Here is a 13,177-nt window from a genome sequence, read left to right as displayed (position 1 = left end):
GAAGCACCGTGCGGATCGCGTACGGTACTTTTTTATGAGGTGCTCATGGCATCCTGAGCCGTGACTCTATATAAATCAACTTTGCATTTCACGAAAGCGCGGATGATCGATGGGACTTGGGCTTCTGAACGAATCAACAATGAGGTCTCGTCATCACTGATCACAAGATCTGTTCCAACAGTTTGTAAGTACTGCGTGAGAACAGGTTTCACCTCATCATCAATCCACGCATGCTTGAAGGTTGCACGTATGTTTGAGGATGTGATGGTTTTTTCTTGAGGATGAGTATGGGGGGACACTAATTTTCCTTCAGAAATGAATGCCGTTTTGGTACAAATACTATTTGTGAACCTTGGGCGGTCAGCCGTTAAAAAGACGGTTTTCCCTTCATGTTTTAACGTTTCAATGACCTGCTGGATGTGTAAGATCGAATCAGCATCAATATCGGCAAAAGGCTCGTCTAGTAAAATAAATTCGGGCCGATGGGCGATGGCCTGCGCCATTCCGAGCCGCTTCTTCATACCAGGTGTGAAGGTACCGACTTTTTCCTGATGATAGTGATCTAAACCGACAAATTCGAGCAGTTCTTCATAATCACTCGTTTTCTGGCGTGTCCCGGTGATTTTGGATAAGTAGGCAATATGTTCAAGTGCCGTGAGCCCTTCATATAAATCCGTATATTCAGGCAGAACACCGATATGCTGCCTCACCTTTTTTAATGAAGGCATATCCATCATCGTAAACGTACCAGAGGTTGGCCGGGAAATTCCCGTAATGATATTGAAAAACGTCGTCTTACCAGAACCCTTAGGTCCAATGAGTCCGAAGATATCGCCTTGATTGACATCAATGGTAATGTGATCTACCGCGACTTTTGTCCGATATTTTTTTGTGAGCTCTTTTGTATGCAGCATTTAGACATCCCTCCTTTGAAATAGGAGTGCTGTTCCAATGAGTAATACAACGGTTAATGCTGTATTCATGAGTACATAGGTCAGCGGTTCACTCAAGCGCGCATAATAATAAGGCGTCATATATTGGAACCAATGAATCAATCGTTCTGAAGAAAGAACAGATATCATACTGACGATCGGGAAAAGAAAGGAAAACAACATCCCAACAAACATTGATTTCTGCGGTGTTGGAAAGAGCATGGACAAAAATAAAGTACATGAGATACCGACACTGATAAAGGTTAAGATTTTAAACGCATCAGAGAACAGAAAACGATGTGAAATCACCATATTCAGTACGTATGTCGTCATAATGCAGCTAAGCCAAAACAGCATCAGCCCAAGATATTTTCCGATAATAATGTTCAAACGGGTTGTTTTACTGACGAGAAAACGAATGGTTTTTAAATGAATTTCGCGGCTCAAAATATCATGAGACAATAAAAAAATAAGGAAGAAACCAAATAACGACATCACCAGTTCATTCCCAATAGAATAAGGATCCTTTGCCTGCTCCCATTTGTCCTGATGAGCAGCAATAAACGGAAGAGTTGAAACAAAAGTAGATAAAATGAAAATAATAACAATTGTTAAAATGGATTTTGTGCTTTTGAAGAGCTGCTTAAACTCATTCATACAGATGGTCCACACACGCTGTACCTCCCTTCATCTTTATTATACAGCTAGAAAGGAAAGACACCATATCTCGCTCTTTAACATTTGTTTAAATTTTATAAAAAGAAGACTCTTCCAGCATCAGTTGACTCACTTTTGAAAATGTTCAGAAAAATATCTTGATTTATCAAAAAACATCATGTATGATAGCTTTAATTCAAGATAGTTAAACAGGCAATGACGAGAGAAAGTACAATCATCAATTTTTCCACAGAGAGCTTCGGCAGCTGAAAAGAAGCAAAAATAATGATTCGAAAAATGGTCTCTGAGCCTCGTGCTGAACATATCTATGATATTAGTAGGACACGACGAGAGTTGGTACTCGTTATCAAAACCACAGTATATGAGCCAGATTGGAGCTTTGTACTTGTAGAGGCTGTTTAGCGCGAGCAAACAGTAAATAAAGGTGGTACCACGAGACAAATACCTCGTCCTTATGATTCAAAGATAAGGATGGGGTATTTTTTATTGTCCACTTTTTTCATACAAATGTTCAAATGTTCCACGTGAAACACCACATCCATTTTTTTAAATGAAAGGGAGATTGACATGAGTGAACATGCATTGGTTTTACAATCAGATTTCGGCATTGATGATGGAGCAGTCAGCGCAATGTACGGAGTGGCAAATACGGTGAGCAGCAGGATCCGCCTTTTTGATTTAACACACAATATACCGCAGTATGACATTTGGGAGGCATCTTACCGCCTGCTCCAAACCGTCACATACTGGCCGGAAGAGACGGTATTCGTTTCCGTTGTTGACCCAGGCGTTGGGTCAGAGAGAAAGAGTCTTGTCGTCAAAACCACAAGCTCGCACTATATCATTACCCCAGATAACGGGACACTCACGCACGTCGCGCAGGATATTGGCATTGTGGAAGCCCGTTATTTAGATGAAACCATTAACCGGCTGCCGAAGTCGGGAAAATCACATACATTCCATGGGAGAGACATTTACGCATATACAGGGGCGAGAATCGCTTCAGGTGTGATTTCTTTTGAAGAGGTGGGGCCAAAGGCGAATATTGATGATATTATTCACCTTCCAGTCGTACAGGCGTATGCGAAAGAAGAAGTCATCACAGGGACGATTGATATTTTAGACGTGAGGTTCGGAAACCTATGGACAAACATTCATCACACGTTATTTGAACAGCTTTCAATTAATTACGGCGATGCAATAGAAGTTACCATTGCCAACGGGCCGAAAAATGTGTATAAAAATATCATGACCTATGGACGATCTTTTGCCGATTTAAAGGTAGGCGAACCACTCGTATATGTCAATTCACTCGACCATTTAGGCGTGGCGATCAATCAAGGGTCATTTGCAAAGGCTTATAACATCGGTACAGGCACAGGCTGGCGCCTTTCGATTCGCAAAGCTCCGCGCATTATATACGAATAAGAGGAGGAAACATCATGGCAGGTAAACAACTTTCAACGAAAACTGTCGTTGCCATCGGAATTGGCGCAGCCGTCTTTGTCATTTTAGGACGCTTCGTCTCCATTCCAACTGGGATTCCGAATACACAAATTGAGACATCATACGCATTCCTTGCATTAATGGCTGTGCTTTTTGGTCCTGTTGCAGGCGCACTGATTGGGTTTATTGGTCATCTCATTAAAGATGCCACCACATTCGGCCCTTGGTGGAGCTGGATTATCGTTTCAGGTGTTGTTGGGTTATTGATTGGCTTCATTTCTAACCGTTTAAAAGTAGAAGAGGGCGACTTTGGCTGGAAGAAGATCACGCTTTTCAACGCCGTACAAGCAGGTGCGCAGGCATTAGGCTGGTTTGTCATTGCTCCTGTACTCGACATTGTGATCTATGCAGAACCTGCGAACAAAGTATTTGTTCAAGGCATCGTGGCAGGGATCTCGAACATCATCACAGTCGGTGTACTAGGAACCATCATCATTGCGGCTTATGCGAAAACGAGAAGCAAAAGCGGCAGTCTATCGAAAGAAACATCATGAAGCAAGGTGGAACACATAAATGAAGAAACCGATGATTCAATTCGAACATTTCGGATTCAAGTATCGCAGTCAGGCAGAACCGACATTGAAAGATATCAACCTGACCATCTATGAAGGGGAAAAAGTCCTCATCGCAGGCCCGTCTGGATCGGGAAAAAGCACGCTAGCCCATTGTATCAATGGGCTAGTTCCTGCGTCTTATAAAGGTTCTATGGAAGGAAGTCTTCACATCGGCGGGAAGAATGCAGAGAAAGAGAACATTTTCTCCCTTTCACAGCTTGTCGGAACGGTGCTGCAGGACCCTGATGGACAATTTATCGGGCTGACCGTTGGAGAAGACATTGCGTTTGCTCTTGAAAATGAACAAGTCACACGCGAAGAAATGAAAACACGTGTTGAAGAAGCGGCAAGATTAACAGAGGTAGACGGCAAGCTGGCATCGTCCGTGCATGAGCTGTCAGGCGGTCAAAAACAACGTGTCGCTATTGCGGGCGTACTTGTCAACGATGTCGACATTTTGCTGTTTGATGAACCACTTGCAAGCCTTGATCCGTCTACAGGCAAAGAAGTGATCGATCTTATTGATCGACTGCAAAAAGAAACGAAAAAAACGGTCGTGATGGTCGAGCACCGGTTAGAGGACGTCCTCTTCCGTCATGTGGACCGCATCATCGTCGTCAATGACGGAACGATTGCGGCGGATATGACACCAGATGAATTGCTCGCCTCAAATGTATTAGAAGCGGCATATTTGCGCGAGCCTTTATATGTAAAGGCCATGAAATATGCAGGCATTCCAGTTACACCGGGAGATCAGATAGCTAATTTACAGCATCTCACCTTAAATGACGAGGAAAAAGAGAAAATCGAGCAGTGGATGGAAGCGTCTGAGCCGTCAGTAGAGCAGATTGCATCGCAGGATTTACTAGAGGTGCGTGAGCTGAGCTTTGACTATCCGACAAGACCAAACACGCTGAGCAACATCTCCTTTACCGTCAAAAAAGGAGAAATGATCAGCATCGCAGGAGCCAATGGCGCAGGCAAGACGACACTATCCAAGGTGCTCTGCGCGTTTGAAAAGCCAACAAAAGGTACAATTCATCTAAATGGCGATGACATCACAGAAGACACAATCAAACAGCGTTCTGAACGAATCGGCGTTGTCATGCAAAACCCAAATCAAATGATTTCAAAACAAATGATCTTTGACGAAGTCGCACTTGGCCTCGTTTTAAGAGGGGTAAATGAAGACGACATCAAGGAACGGGTGGAGCGGGTTTTAAAAGTGTGCGGCTTATATCCATTTCGGAACTGGCCGATTTCAGCCCTCAGCTTTGGTCAGAAAAAGCGCGTCACCATCGCATCAATTCTTGTATTAGAGCCAGAAATCATCATTTTAGATGAACCAACCGCCGGACAGGATTTTAGACATTACACAGAGATGATGACGTTTTTAGAGCAATTAAATCAGCAGGGTGTCACGATTTTCATGATCACCCATGATATGCATTTGATGCTTGAATATACAACAAGAACCATTGTCATTTCAGATGGAGAAAAAATCGCAGATGATACCCCGGCCAAAGTGCTGACAGATCAGCTGCTTGTCCAAAAGGCGAGCTTAAAGGAAACGTCGCTGTATGAACTGGCGCTGAAAGCAGACTGGCCGAATCCAAATGAACTCGTGGATCGCTTCATTGAGGTTGACAGAAAGGAACGAATGACATGGCTGTAGACATGCTGTCCTATATCGATCGCCCGTCGCCGATTCATCGGCTGACAGGTGCAACCAAACTCATTTGCTTTATCCTCTGGTCATCCGCAGCGATGCTCACGTATGATACAGGCGTATTAGTTTTTATGCTAGCCGCCAGTATCGTATTCTTTCAGCTATCGAACGTGCGATTTCGTGATATTTCCTTCGTGGTGATTGTCCTGGCGATTTTCCTAGTCATCAACAACATCGCCATTTACATCTTTGCGCCCCAGCAAGGAGTCGCCATCTACGGAGCAAAGCATGAGCTGTTTCATATTGCAGGCTGGTACAACGTCACACTGGAACAGCTTTTCTATCAATTGAATATTACGCTGAAATATGTGACCGTCATGCCAGCAGCGCTTTTGTTTATCGTAACAACGAATCCAAGTGAATTTGCCTCATCGCTCAGCCGAATCGGGGTCAGTTACCGGATTTCCTATGCTGTCGCGATTGCCTTACGCTATATTCCAGATATTCAGCGGGATTTTCGAACGATAGCGATTTCTCAGCAAGCAAGAGGAATTGATTTATCGAAGAATGAAAAACTGGGGAAACGGATTAAAAATGCGCTGTCGATTGTGATGCCGCTGATTTTCTCCAGCTTGGAGCGGATTGAAACGATCAGCAATGCGATGGAGCTGCGCGGATTTGGAAAGCATAAAAAGCGCACATGGTTTACGGCGAAAGACTTTCAAAAAGCAGATTATGCTGCGTTATTGTTTGTTGGTGTGGTACTCATCGTGTCGCTAGTGATTACATTTGTTAGAGGAACAAGATTTTATAATCCATTTTTATAGAAAGAAGCCTTCACAGAAGTGAAGGCTTTTTTGTTTGGTTTGTGGATAAAAGGTGTGGGAAATGGTAAAAGACTATTAACATGTGAATAAATCGGTTATATTGGACAATGAGCGAAACACTTGTGAATAACCAGAGAACCTATTGGAGGAATAAGAAACTTATGAACAAAACATTTTATGCTTGTGCAGAACATATAGAAACCGTACTAGACATGTACATAGATGATCATGAAACGCCGCCGGAATTCAGAAAAATCGAACATACACACAGTTTATCCACAACCTGTGAATTGTGCGATGAACCTGCAATATATATAGTGGGGAACGAATGATCGGACACAAAATACACAAATTTTATCCACAATTGTTGATAACTTATATGAATAACTTGTTCTTAAGGTGGGGATGACCTGTGAATATATCAATTATCACAGTAGGAAAATTAAAAGAGAAATATTTAAAGCAAGGCATAGCCGAATACACAAAACGATTACAAGCCTATGCGAAAATCGAGATCATTGAGCTCGCGGATGAAAAAGCACCCGAGAATCTCAGCGATCAAGACATGAAAATCATCAAAGACAAAGAAGGCGAACGCATCCTAAGCAAAATCAACCCAGACGCCCACGTCATCGCCCTCGCCATCGAAGGAAAAATGAAAAGTTCCGAAGAATTAGCCGATACAATAGATAAGCTGGCAACATACGGAAAAAGCAAGGTATGTTTCGTCATAGGCGGATCCCTTGGCTTAAGCGACGCTGTCATGCAGCGTGCGAATGAGAAGCTTTCATTTTCGAAAATGACGTTCCCGCATCAGTTGATGAGGTTGGTGCTGGTGGAGCAGATTTATCGGGCGTTTCGGATTGTGCGGGGGGAGCCTTATCATAAGTGAATGGGGCCTCTAGTGATTGCAACTTCCCTGAAGTTTCCTTTGGAAGCTGATTATTCCAAAAATCATTGATGTTTGAATCTGGATTAATCATTAATTCCCTACCGTAATCTGTTAATAGAAGTAAATCTCCGTTTAACTAACCCCTTTAATATATTAAGCTGAAAAAGTAATTAAGTTAATAATTACGTTCATTAAATAACTAATTATGGATAAAAATATTGAATTTGCCATTATGATAAGTTATCATATATTTGAAGTTAAGTGATTCTTAAGTCATGAATAGGAGGTTTTATATATAAGAATAAAAATTTACACGTTTATAATTAGTATAATAGTGTTAGTTTTCTTAATTGTTTTTTTTGTATTTAATAACTTAAACAATACGAATAAAGAGAGTGAGAAAGCTAACTTCAGTGAAGACATAAAAGTCCAATGGAATATTAAGTTGCTTGATCCATATATGAACAGTGGAAGAAGCGAAGGAAGAACTAAAGTTAAAATAGCTATCTTAGACAGTGGTATTAATCAACAACATCAGGATTTAAAAGGTATTGTTAAAAAGGAATATAATGCTGTTACTCCAAAAAGACCTGTCACCGATGATTTTGGTCATGGCACTGCCGTGGCAGGAATCATTGGAGCAAGACAATCTAATAAAGGTATAACAAGTTACAATCATTCAGGTGTGGAGCTTTATGATGTTAAGGTTTTAAATCAACAAGGTAAAGGAGATGTTGATTCTTTAATAAAGGGTATTGAATGGAGCATAAAAGAAGGTGTACATATAATCAATATCAGTTCAGGTGTAGTTACTAATAAAGCTAAATTAAAGTCATCCATTGATAAAGCAGTGTCACATGGAATAATTATAGTAGCTGCAGCAGGAAATACATATGGAACTGGTGTAGAGTATCCAGCGAAATACACAAATGTGATATCAGTTAATTCTATTAAAAAAAATCTTAAAAGGCCAAGCTCAGCGGCAAGAGGAAAGATAGATTATATTGCATCAGGAGTTGATATACTCTCTACTAATCATAGGGGGGAATATAGTTTGTTTACTGGAACCTCCTTTGCAGCCGCACATGTTACTGGTGTAACTTCACTGTATGTTCAGGATTACTTGAGTAAATCTAAGAAGTTAAATGTTGATGAACTTATGAAAAAGTTGAAACAAGAATCCCGAAAAGTTCAATCTTTAAATGATGATGAGCAAGGGAACGGATTAATAATCTATAATCATAAAGGAGCCTAAAATGAATTATAAAAAAATAATAACTATATTAATAGTGACTGCGATGGTAATTGTAAATTTACCAATAAATCAAGCCGAAGCAATTAGTGAAAGTAATGAAGTAAATAATCAATTGTTAGAAAATCAGTTTGATGAGATTAAGCAGGAAGTCTATGATGAATTAAATATTGATTATACTGATGAATTGGATATTAATTTAATTGACTTAGAAGAAGAATCACTTCATATTGAAACTACCTTTAACTCAGAAGATCTTGAAGTTAAGGGTGACCTTGAAATGAGCTTAGAAACGGAAGAAATGAACTTTACGTCATCTATTATTGATGAAAATGGTAAACTTATTAACAAAGAATATGACATTGCCGTTGAAGAGGCGGATAATGAAACGTTTAAAGCTACCTTAACAGATAAAGACTCTGGTGAAAAATACACTGTTAATTCTGAAGAAATTGAGGCTTCTATTTTACCAGCTATTATTTTAGGTGTGATTATCAGAACTTCTGCTAAGATTGCTTTTAAGATGTATACAAGAAGTCAAATTTTAAGAGCTGTTACTGCAGTTACGTTTAAATCTGTGCAGCTACAAAAGAAATTTAAACATGCTGTTGATTTTGGTGTAAAAGGATCTTATAGCAAGGCAAATGCAAAAAAATTTGAAACAGCTCTAAGAAACCACGTAAGTCGTTCAAGTCATGTATATAGAACAAAGCATAGTGGACAATCAGGTTACGTTATGATGCATTTAAAGGGGAATAAAGCTGCATTTTTCAAGCAGAACGGTGAATTTATTACTGGTTATAAGCTCTCAACGAAACAAAAAAATAACTATGTTAGAATCGGTGAGTTAATAGTTAAGAGGTGATTAATAATGGGTATAGGTGGATCTGTAAATGTTGGTGTTGTTTTTCGTGAAAATGATCATATTCAAATGTTTCAGTCTTTCGTAAATTCCTTAAAAAAAAGGGACGTGTCCTTTAAAAAAGTAAAGTATAGTATAGATACAGATGGAGAAAATTGGATTGAACAAAGTATAAGTAAAAATATCATCGAAGATTCATATTTGTCTGGTCACTATACAGAATTTGAAGTATTAAATCTATTAAATAGCTCTAAACCAGTAAGATTAACAATTCATATAGAAGATGGATACTTTGGTTTCTTACTAGATTTTAACTGGGAAGAAGTAGCCTCTCAAGAAGTATTTATTCTTCAAAATCAAATGCTACAGTTTTTAATCGAACTTTATCAGGATCTCTCTTATCATCATGCGTTCATTGGCCATGAAATTGAAGTTGATGTCCATCCAGATGACTTTGAAGGTTTCATTGGAGAAGCTGATTATCCAGTTGGGATTATTGGTAAAGGATATAGATTAGCTATTTATTATGGTTCTGTTGGAATGGATGGTTTATCTGCTCAAAAAAAGAGAACAGAATTAGTTAATTTATAGATCAAGCAAGCGTCATTCAATTCTATTGAATGGCGCTTTATTTATTTAATGGCGTAATAAAACCATCTAAGAAAGGTTATTATAAAAAAATTTTGAAATATGTTTAGTTGATATTTTGCTACTTCATATTAACTACAATATGGAATTGAGTGACACTGGAAAAGTATGTTATTATTTAATATTAAAGACTCAAAGACTATTCAAAAGTATAATTGTCGATATTTAAATATGCTCGATAACAGGAGATATAGCATGAATAAAAAGGAAGATATTCTAAATGCATGGATTACAATAGAGCAGTTAGCAGAAGGTTCAATTAATAAAAGTGGCAAATTATTAAAGACATTTCATTGTATTGAAAAAGATTGGCAACAATTCTTTATGAATTTTTTATCTTATCAAAAACAACAAAATAATATGTCAGATAAAGCCTTTAAAAAGTCTGGAATCGTATTTTACTTTGGTATTTTCAATTTCCAAGAAGTTGTTGATATTTTGAAAGAAAAATACAATATTAAGAAAACTTATGAGGAAGTCAGTCATTAGGAAAAATTTACTTTAGCTTTATATTTTGATCATCAACTTAACTTGGTAGCTGATAAACTGTTTTTAACTATGAGCGGCTATATCCGTGAACATGGCCATTTACCTGATGATTTCTTAAAAGTTGAAACTTTATTTAGAGAAGAATTAGATCGAAAATTTGAAGAGGGTTTTCATAATGTGTTTTCTGAACTTATACAAAAGTATCATGTGTCAATAGATAATTTCCGTTATAAATTCATACGACATCTGGATAATGAGGATATAAATCTACATTCCTTCTTTATTGAAGATTTAAAAATGGCAAAGTTAATTGATACTGAAAATATAAACAGATATTTTAACGGGTTTACTGGAAATAGAAGAAATCTAGACAGTCATAAAGAGTCTGAACATTTTAACGCTTATATTTTTGAGGAAATTGCTTTAAGACCAAAATATTATCCGTTAGGACGTTTTCCATCAAACCCTGATTATGCACTCTATTTTATGCAACAAGCAGCTGTCAATTTAGCTTTAAACGACAAAAACGATATCCGAAGTATTAACGGCCCGCCAGGAACAGGCAAGACAACATTGTTGAAGGATATTTTTGCTGATTTAGTCGTACAACAGGCTCTAGCTATTTCAAATCTTTCTAATAAAGTGATTCAAGGCAGTCTGGCCTATTGGCAAAATGCTAAACTTGGCGTGTTACCACGAACTATTTCTGATAAGAATATTATTGTGGCAAGTTCAAATAATGGAGCAGTCCAAAATATCGTTAATGAATTACCGGTGAAAGAAGAGATTCCAAAATGTTTTCAAGATCAATTAGAAAAAGCAAATTATTTCAAAGATATTTCTAATTCTCAACTAACAGGAGAAGGATTTGGGAAAGATCGATACATTATAAGTGAACTGCTCAATGATAAAAATTGGGGTGTTTTTTCATTAGAAGGTGGAAATTCAATCAACATGAATAAATTGCTTCTCAATATAGAGGCAATTGAAAAAGATTTAGAGGAAGATGATCAATCGAATACTGGAGTATATCAGGAATTCAAACGGCTTTATAATAAATTAAAAGTTGAAAGAGACAAAGTAGAAAAATATAGCCAAAAATTATATAAAATACGAAAACTAAAGATCAATTATATAAATCAAGTTAAAGAATTTGAAAATGAGAAAAAAGAAAAACATAAAGTTTTGACTAGTAATGAAAAAGAAGCAAAAGCTGAATTAGAGAGACTTAGAAAAGAGGAATTAAAATTTCAAAAAGTTTTATCTAATGTTTCTATTGAACTTGAAAATTTATCAAGGGCAGAAGTACTAGCTGAACGAAATTATCATGTTCTTACTTCACAAAAGCCTAGTTTTTTATGGTTTCAGAAAATATTTAATAAATCTAAAGTCGAACATTATTTCAAAAAGCTAAGCAGCGTGAATGAACACTTAAATGATCTAACTCAACAAAAAACAACACTTACAAATGATTATAGACAGCTTGAAAAGCATCTAGCGAAAAATGCTGTTAAAAAAGAGCATACTCAAAAACAAATGATGGAAAGAAAATCTACCTATGAACGATGGGTGAATGCTAAGAATAATGATTTGGGAAAAATGAAAAAAGAAATTGATGCATTTGAAAAGAACAAGTCACAAAATGAAATTAAGGAAATAGACTTTTCTTTATCATACGAAGAACTCCAAAAGTCTAATCCTTGGTTTACAAAGGAGTTTCGTATTTTACAATCAGAATTATTTATTTCGGCTTTAAAAGTTAGAAAGCAATTCCTCAATGAGAACGTAAGAAATTTAAAAGCAGCAAGGATTATCTGGAATAAACAACCAAATTACATTGCGAAAGAGAATGGCCATGAGATAATTTCGGAAGCATGGCAATGGATCAATTTCGCTGTGCCAGTTATCAGTACTACTTTTGCAAGTTTTGGTCGAATGTTTAAAAACCTCAAGGAAAATTCAATAGGCAACTTATTCATTGACGAGGCTGGTCAAGCATTACCGCAGGCTAGTGTAGGAGCCATTTTTAGAAGTAAAAAAGTAATGGTTGTTGGAGACCCCTCACAAATAAGGCCAGTATTAAATTTAGATCCAAATGTTTTAACTTTGATTGGAAGACACTATAACGTAGACGAAAAATTTGTATCTGCTAATGCATCCACTCAAACAATAGTAGATGATACTAGTCAGTATGGATTCCAAAAAAACGAAGACGAATGGATTGGAATTCCCTTGTGGGTACATAGACGTTCAAACTATCCAATGTTCACGATTTCTAATGAAATTTCTTATGATGGTTTAATGGTACAAGGAAAAAATGAAGATGAGGTGCAAGGGAGATCAGAGTGGCTTCATTGTGTGGGAAAGGCGAATGACAAATATGTTAAAGAACAAGCTGAGTTACTAAAAAATCAAATTACTAAGCAGTTACAAGCAAATACAGATTTAGCTGATGATATCTATGTAATATCTCCCTTTAGAAATGTTGCTTATCAAATTACAAGAGTTTTAGATGAAATTTGCTTTACTAAACGAAAAGACGGTAAACCAACAAATGTAGGTACTGTTCATACTTTTCAAGGAAAAGAAGCGAAAATTGTCTACTTTGTCCTAGGAACAGATTCAAATAGCAGTGGAGCAGCAAAATGGGCTGTTTCAGAGCCCAATATAATGAATGTGGCGGCTACTCGAGCTAAAGAAGAATTTTATATTATTGGTGATAAGAAATTGTATGCATCTCTTGGAAGTGACGTTGCAAACAAGACTATTTCAATTATTAATGACTATAATAATAAGTGAATTTCAAACTTATAACATATACGTACAACTGGCTTGTAACCGGCTGCGTAAGTAGTACTTCAATATACA

The 13,177-nt window shown here is 37.5% G+C and carries 13 protein-coding genes and 1 other annotated feature; of the genes, 11 read left to right on the top strand and 2 right to left on the bottom strand.

The features are described 5' to 3' along the window. Window positions 1-32: 32 nt before the first annotated feature. The gene (locus MKZ03_RS18575) at window positions 33-914 is read right to left on the bottom strand and encodes an ABC transporter ATP-binding protein (RefSeq protein ID WP_340974180.1); all 882 of its coding nucleotides are present in this window, start codon (window positions 912-914) and stop codon (window positions 33-35) included. Beyond that, on the bottom strand, window positions 915-1,604 hold the full coding sequence (locus MKZ03_RS18570) for an ABC transporter permease subunit (RefSeq protein ID WP_034660593.1): 690 nt from the start codon (window positions 1,602-1,604) through the stop codon (window positions 915-917). A gap of 192 nt (window positions 1,605-1,796) precedes the next feature. Continuing rightward, window positions 1,797-2,067, top strand: a binding site (T-box leader). A 110-nt stretch (window positions 2,068-2,177) separates the two neighbouring features. Here MKZ03_RS18570 and MKZ03_RS18565 point away from each other — a divergent pair. From MKZ03_RS18565 to MKZ03_RS18515, 11 genes are all read left to right on the top strand, one after another. Further along, complete coding sequence (locus tag MKZ03_RS18565; RefSeq protein WP_034660590.1) at window positions 2,178-3,038, top strand: SAM hydrolase/SAM-dependent halogenase family protein; 861 nt, start codon at window positions 2,178-2,180, stop codon at window positions 3,036-3,038. A gap of 14 nt (window positions 3,039-3,052) precedes the next feature. Beyond that, the gene (locus tag MKZ03_RS18560; protein WP_012011871.1) at window positions 3,053-3,610 is read left to right on the top strand and encodes an ECF-type riboflavin transporter substrate-binding protein; all 558 of its coding nucleotides are present in this window, start codon (window positions 3,053-3,055) and stop codon (window positions 3,608-3,610) included. 19 nt (window positions 3,611-3,629) lie between these two features. Then, on the top strand, window positions 3,630-5,345 hold the full coding sequence (locus MKZ03_RS18555; RefSeq protein ID WP_341032587.1) for an ABC transporter ATP-binding protein: 1,716 nt from the start codon (window positions 3,630-3,632) through the stop codon (window positions 5,343-5,345). Then, window positions 5,336-6,166, top strand: coding sequence for an energy-coupling factor transporter transmembrane component T family protein (locus MKZ03_RS18550; RefSeq protein WP_120208944.1), 831 nt, complete (start codon window positions 5,336-5,338; stop codon window positions 6,164-6,166). The genes MKZ03_RS18555 and MKZ03_RS18550 overlap by 10 nt, the downstream gene beginning before the upstream one ends. A gap of 161 nt (window positions 6,167-6,327) precedes the next feature. Then, window positions 6,328-6,498 carry a CxxH/CxxC protein gene (locus tag MKZ03_RS18545; protein ID WP_065215011.1) on the top strand — a complete coding sequence of 57 codons (171 nt, stop codon included), beginning with the start codon at window positions 6,328-6,330 and terminating at the stop codon, window positions 6,496-6,498. 80 nt (window positions 6,499-6,578) lie between these two features. Next, window positions 6,579-7,058, top strand: a complete 480-nt coding sequence (rlmH, locus tag MKZ03_RS18540) for a 23S rRNA (pseudouridine(1915)-N(3))-methyltransferase RlmH (protein ID WP_046312614.1) — start codon at window positions 6,579-6,581, stop codon at window positions 7,056-7,058. Window positions 7,059-7,392: 334 nt separating this feature from the next. After that, complete coding sequence (locus MKZ03_RS18535) at window positions 7,393-8,313, top strand: S8 family peptidase (protein WP_341032586.1); 921 nt, start codon at window positions 7,393-7,395, stop codon at window positions 8,311-8,313. A gap of 1 nt (window position 8,314) precedes the next feature. Then, window positions 8,315-9,175 carry an SAR2788 family putative toxin gene (locus MKZ03_RS18530; RefSeq protein ID WP_024424012.1) on the top strand — a complete coding sequence of 287 codons (861 nt, stop codon included), beginning with the start codon at window positions 8,315-8,317 and terminating at the stop codon, window positions 9,173-9,175. A 6-nt stretch (window positions 9,176-9,181) separates the two neighbouring features. After that, on the top strand, window positions 9,182-9,763 hold the full coding sequence (locus MKZ03_RS18525) for an Imm64 family immunity protein (protein ID WP_307500590.1): 582 nt from the start codon (window positions 9,182-9,184) through the stop codon (window positions 9,761-9,763). A gap of 252 nt (window positions 9,764-10,015) precedes the next feature. Next, entirely contained in the window at window positions 10,016-10,309 is a 294-nt protein-coding gene (locus MKZ03_RS18520; protein WP_341032585.1) for a hypothetical protein, read from the top strand. 42 nt (window positions 10,310-10,351) lie between these two features. Beyond that, a complete protein-coding gene (locus tag MKZ03_RS18515) occupies window positions 10,352-13,108 on the top strand; it encodes a DEAD/DEAH box helicase (RefSeq protein ID WP_341032584.1) in 2,757 nt (918 codons plus the stop codon). Window positions 13,109-13,177 lie beyond the last annotated feature (69 nt).

Origin of the sequence: Bacillus sp. FSL R5-0431 (assembly GCF_038002985.1) — a bacterium.
Classification (GTDB): domain Bacteria; phylum Bacillota; class Bacilli; order Bacillales; family Bacillaceae; genus Bacillus.
Note: the sequence above shows the minus strand (reverse complement) of the source record. Positions and strands in the feature narration are given on the sequence as shown.

Coding starts and splice junctions, on each gene's coding strand:
- MKZ03_RS18555 (WP_341032587.1), top strand. CDS start 3,630: ATGAAGAAACCGATGATTCAATTCGAACATTTCGGATTCAAGTATCGC.
- MKZ03_RS18545 (WP_065215011.1), top strand. CDS start 6,328: ATGAACAAAACATTTTATGCTTGTGCAGAACATATAGAAACCGTACTA.
- MKZ03_RS18530 (WP_024424012.1), top strand. CDS start 8,315: ATGAATTATAAAAAAATAATAACTATATTAATAGTGACTGCGATGGTA.
- MKZ03_RS18525 (WP_307500590.1), top strand. CDS start 9,182: ATGGGTATAGGTGGATCTGTAAATGTTGGTGTTGTTTTTCGTGAAAAT.
- MKZ03_RS18550 (WP_120208944.1), top strand. CDS start 5,336: ATGGCTGTAGACATGCTGTCCTATATCGATCGCCCGTCGCCGATTCAT.
- MKZ03_RS18575 (WP_340974180.1), bottom strand. CDS start 914: ATGCTGCATACAAAAGAGCTCACAAAAAAATATCGGACAAAAGTCGCG.
- MKZ03_RS18520 (WP_341032585.1), top strand. CDS start 10,016: ATGAATAAAAAGGAAGATATTCTAAATGCATGGATTACAATAGAGCAG.
- MKZ03_RS18560 (WP_012011871.1), top strand. CDS start 3,053: ATGGCAGGTAAACAACTTTCAACGAAAACTGTCGTTGCCATCGGAATT.
- MKZ03_RS18565 (WP_034660590.1), top strand. CDS start 2,178: ATGAGTGAACATGCATTGGTTTTACAATCAGATTTCGGCATTGATGAT.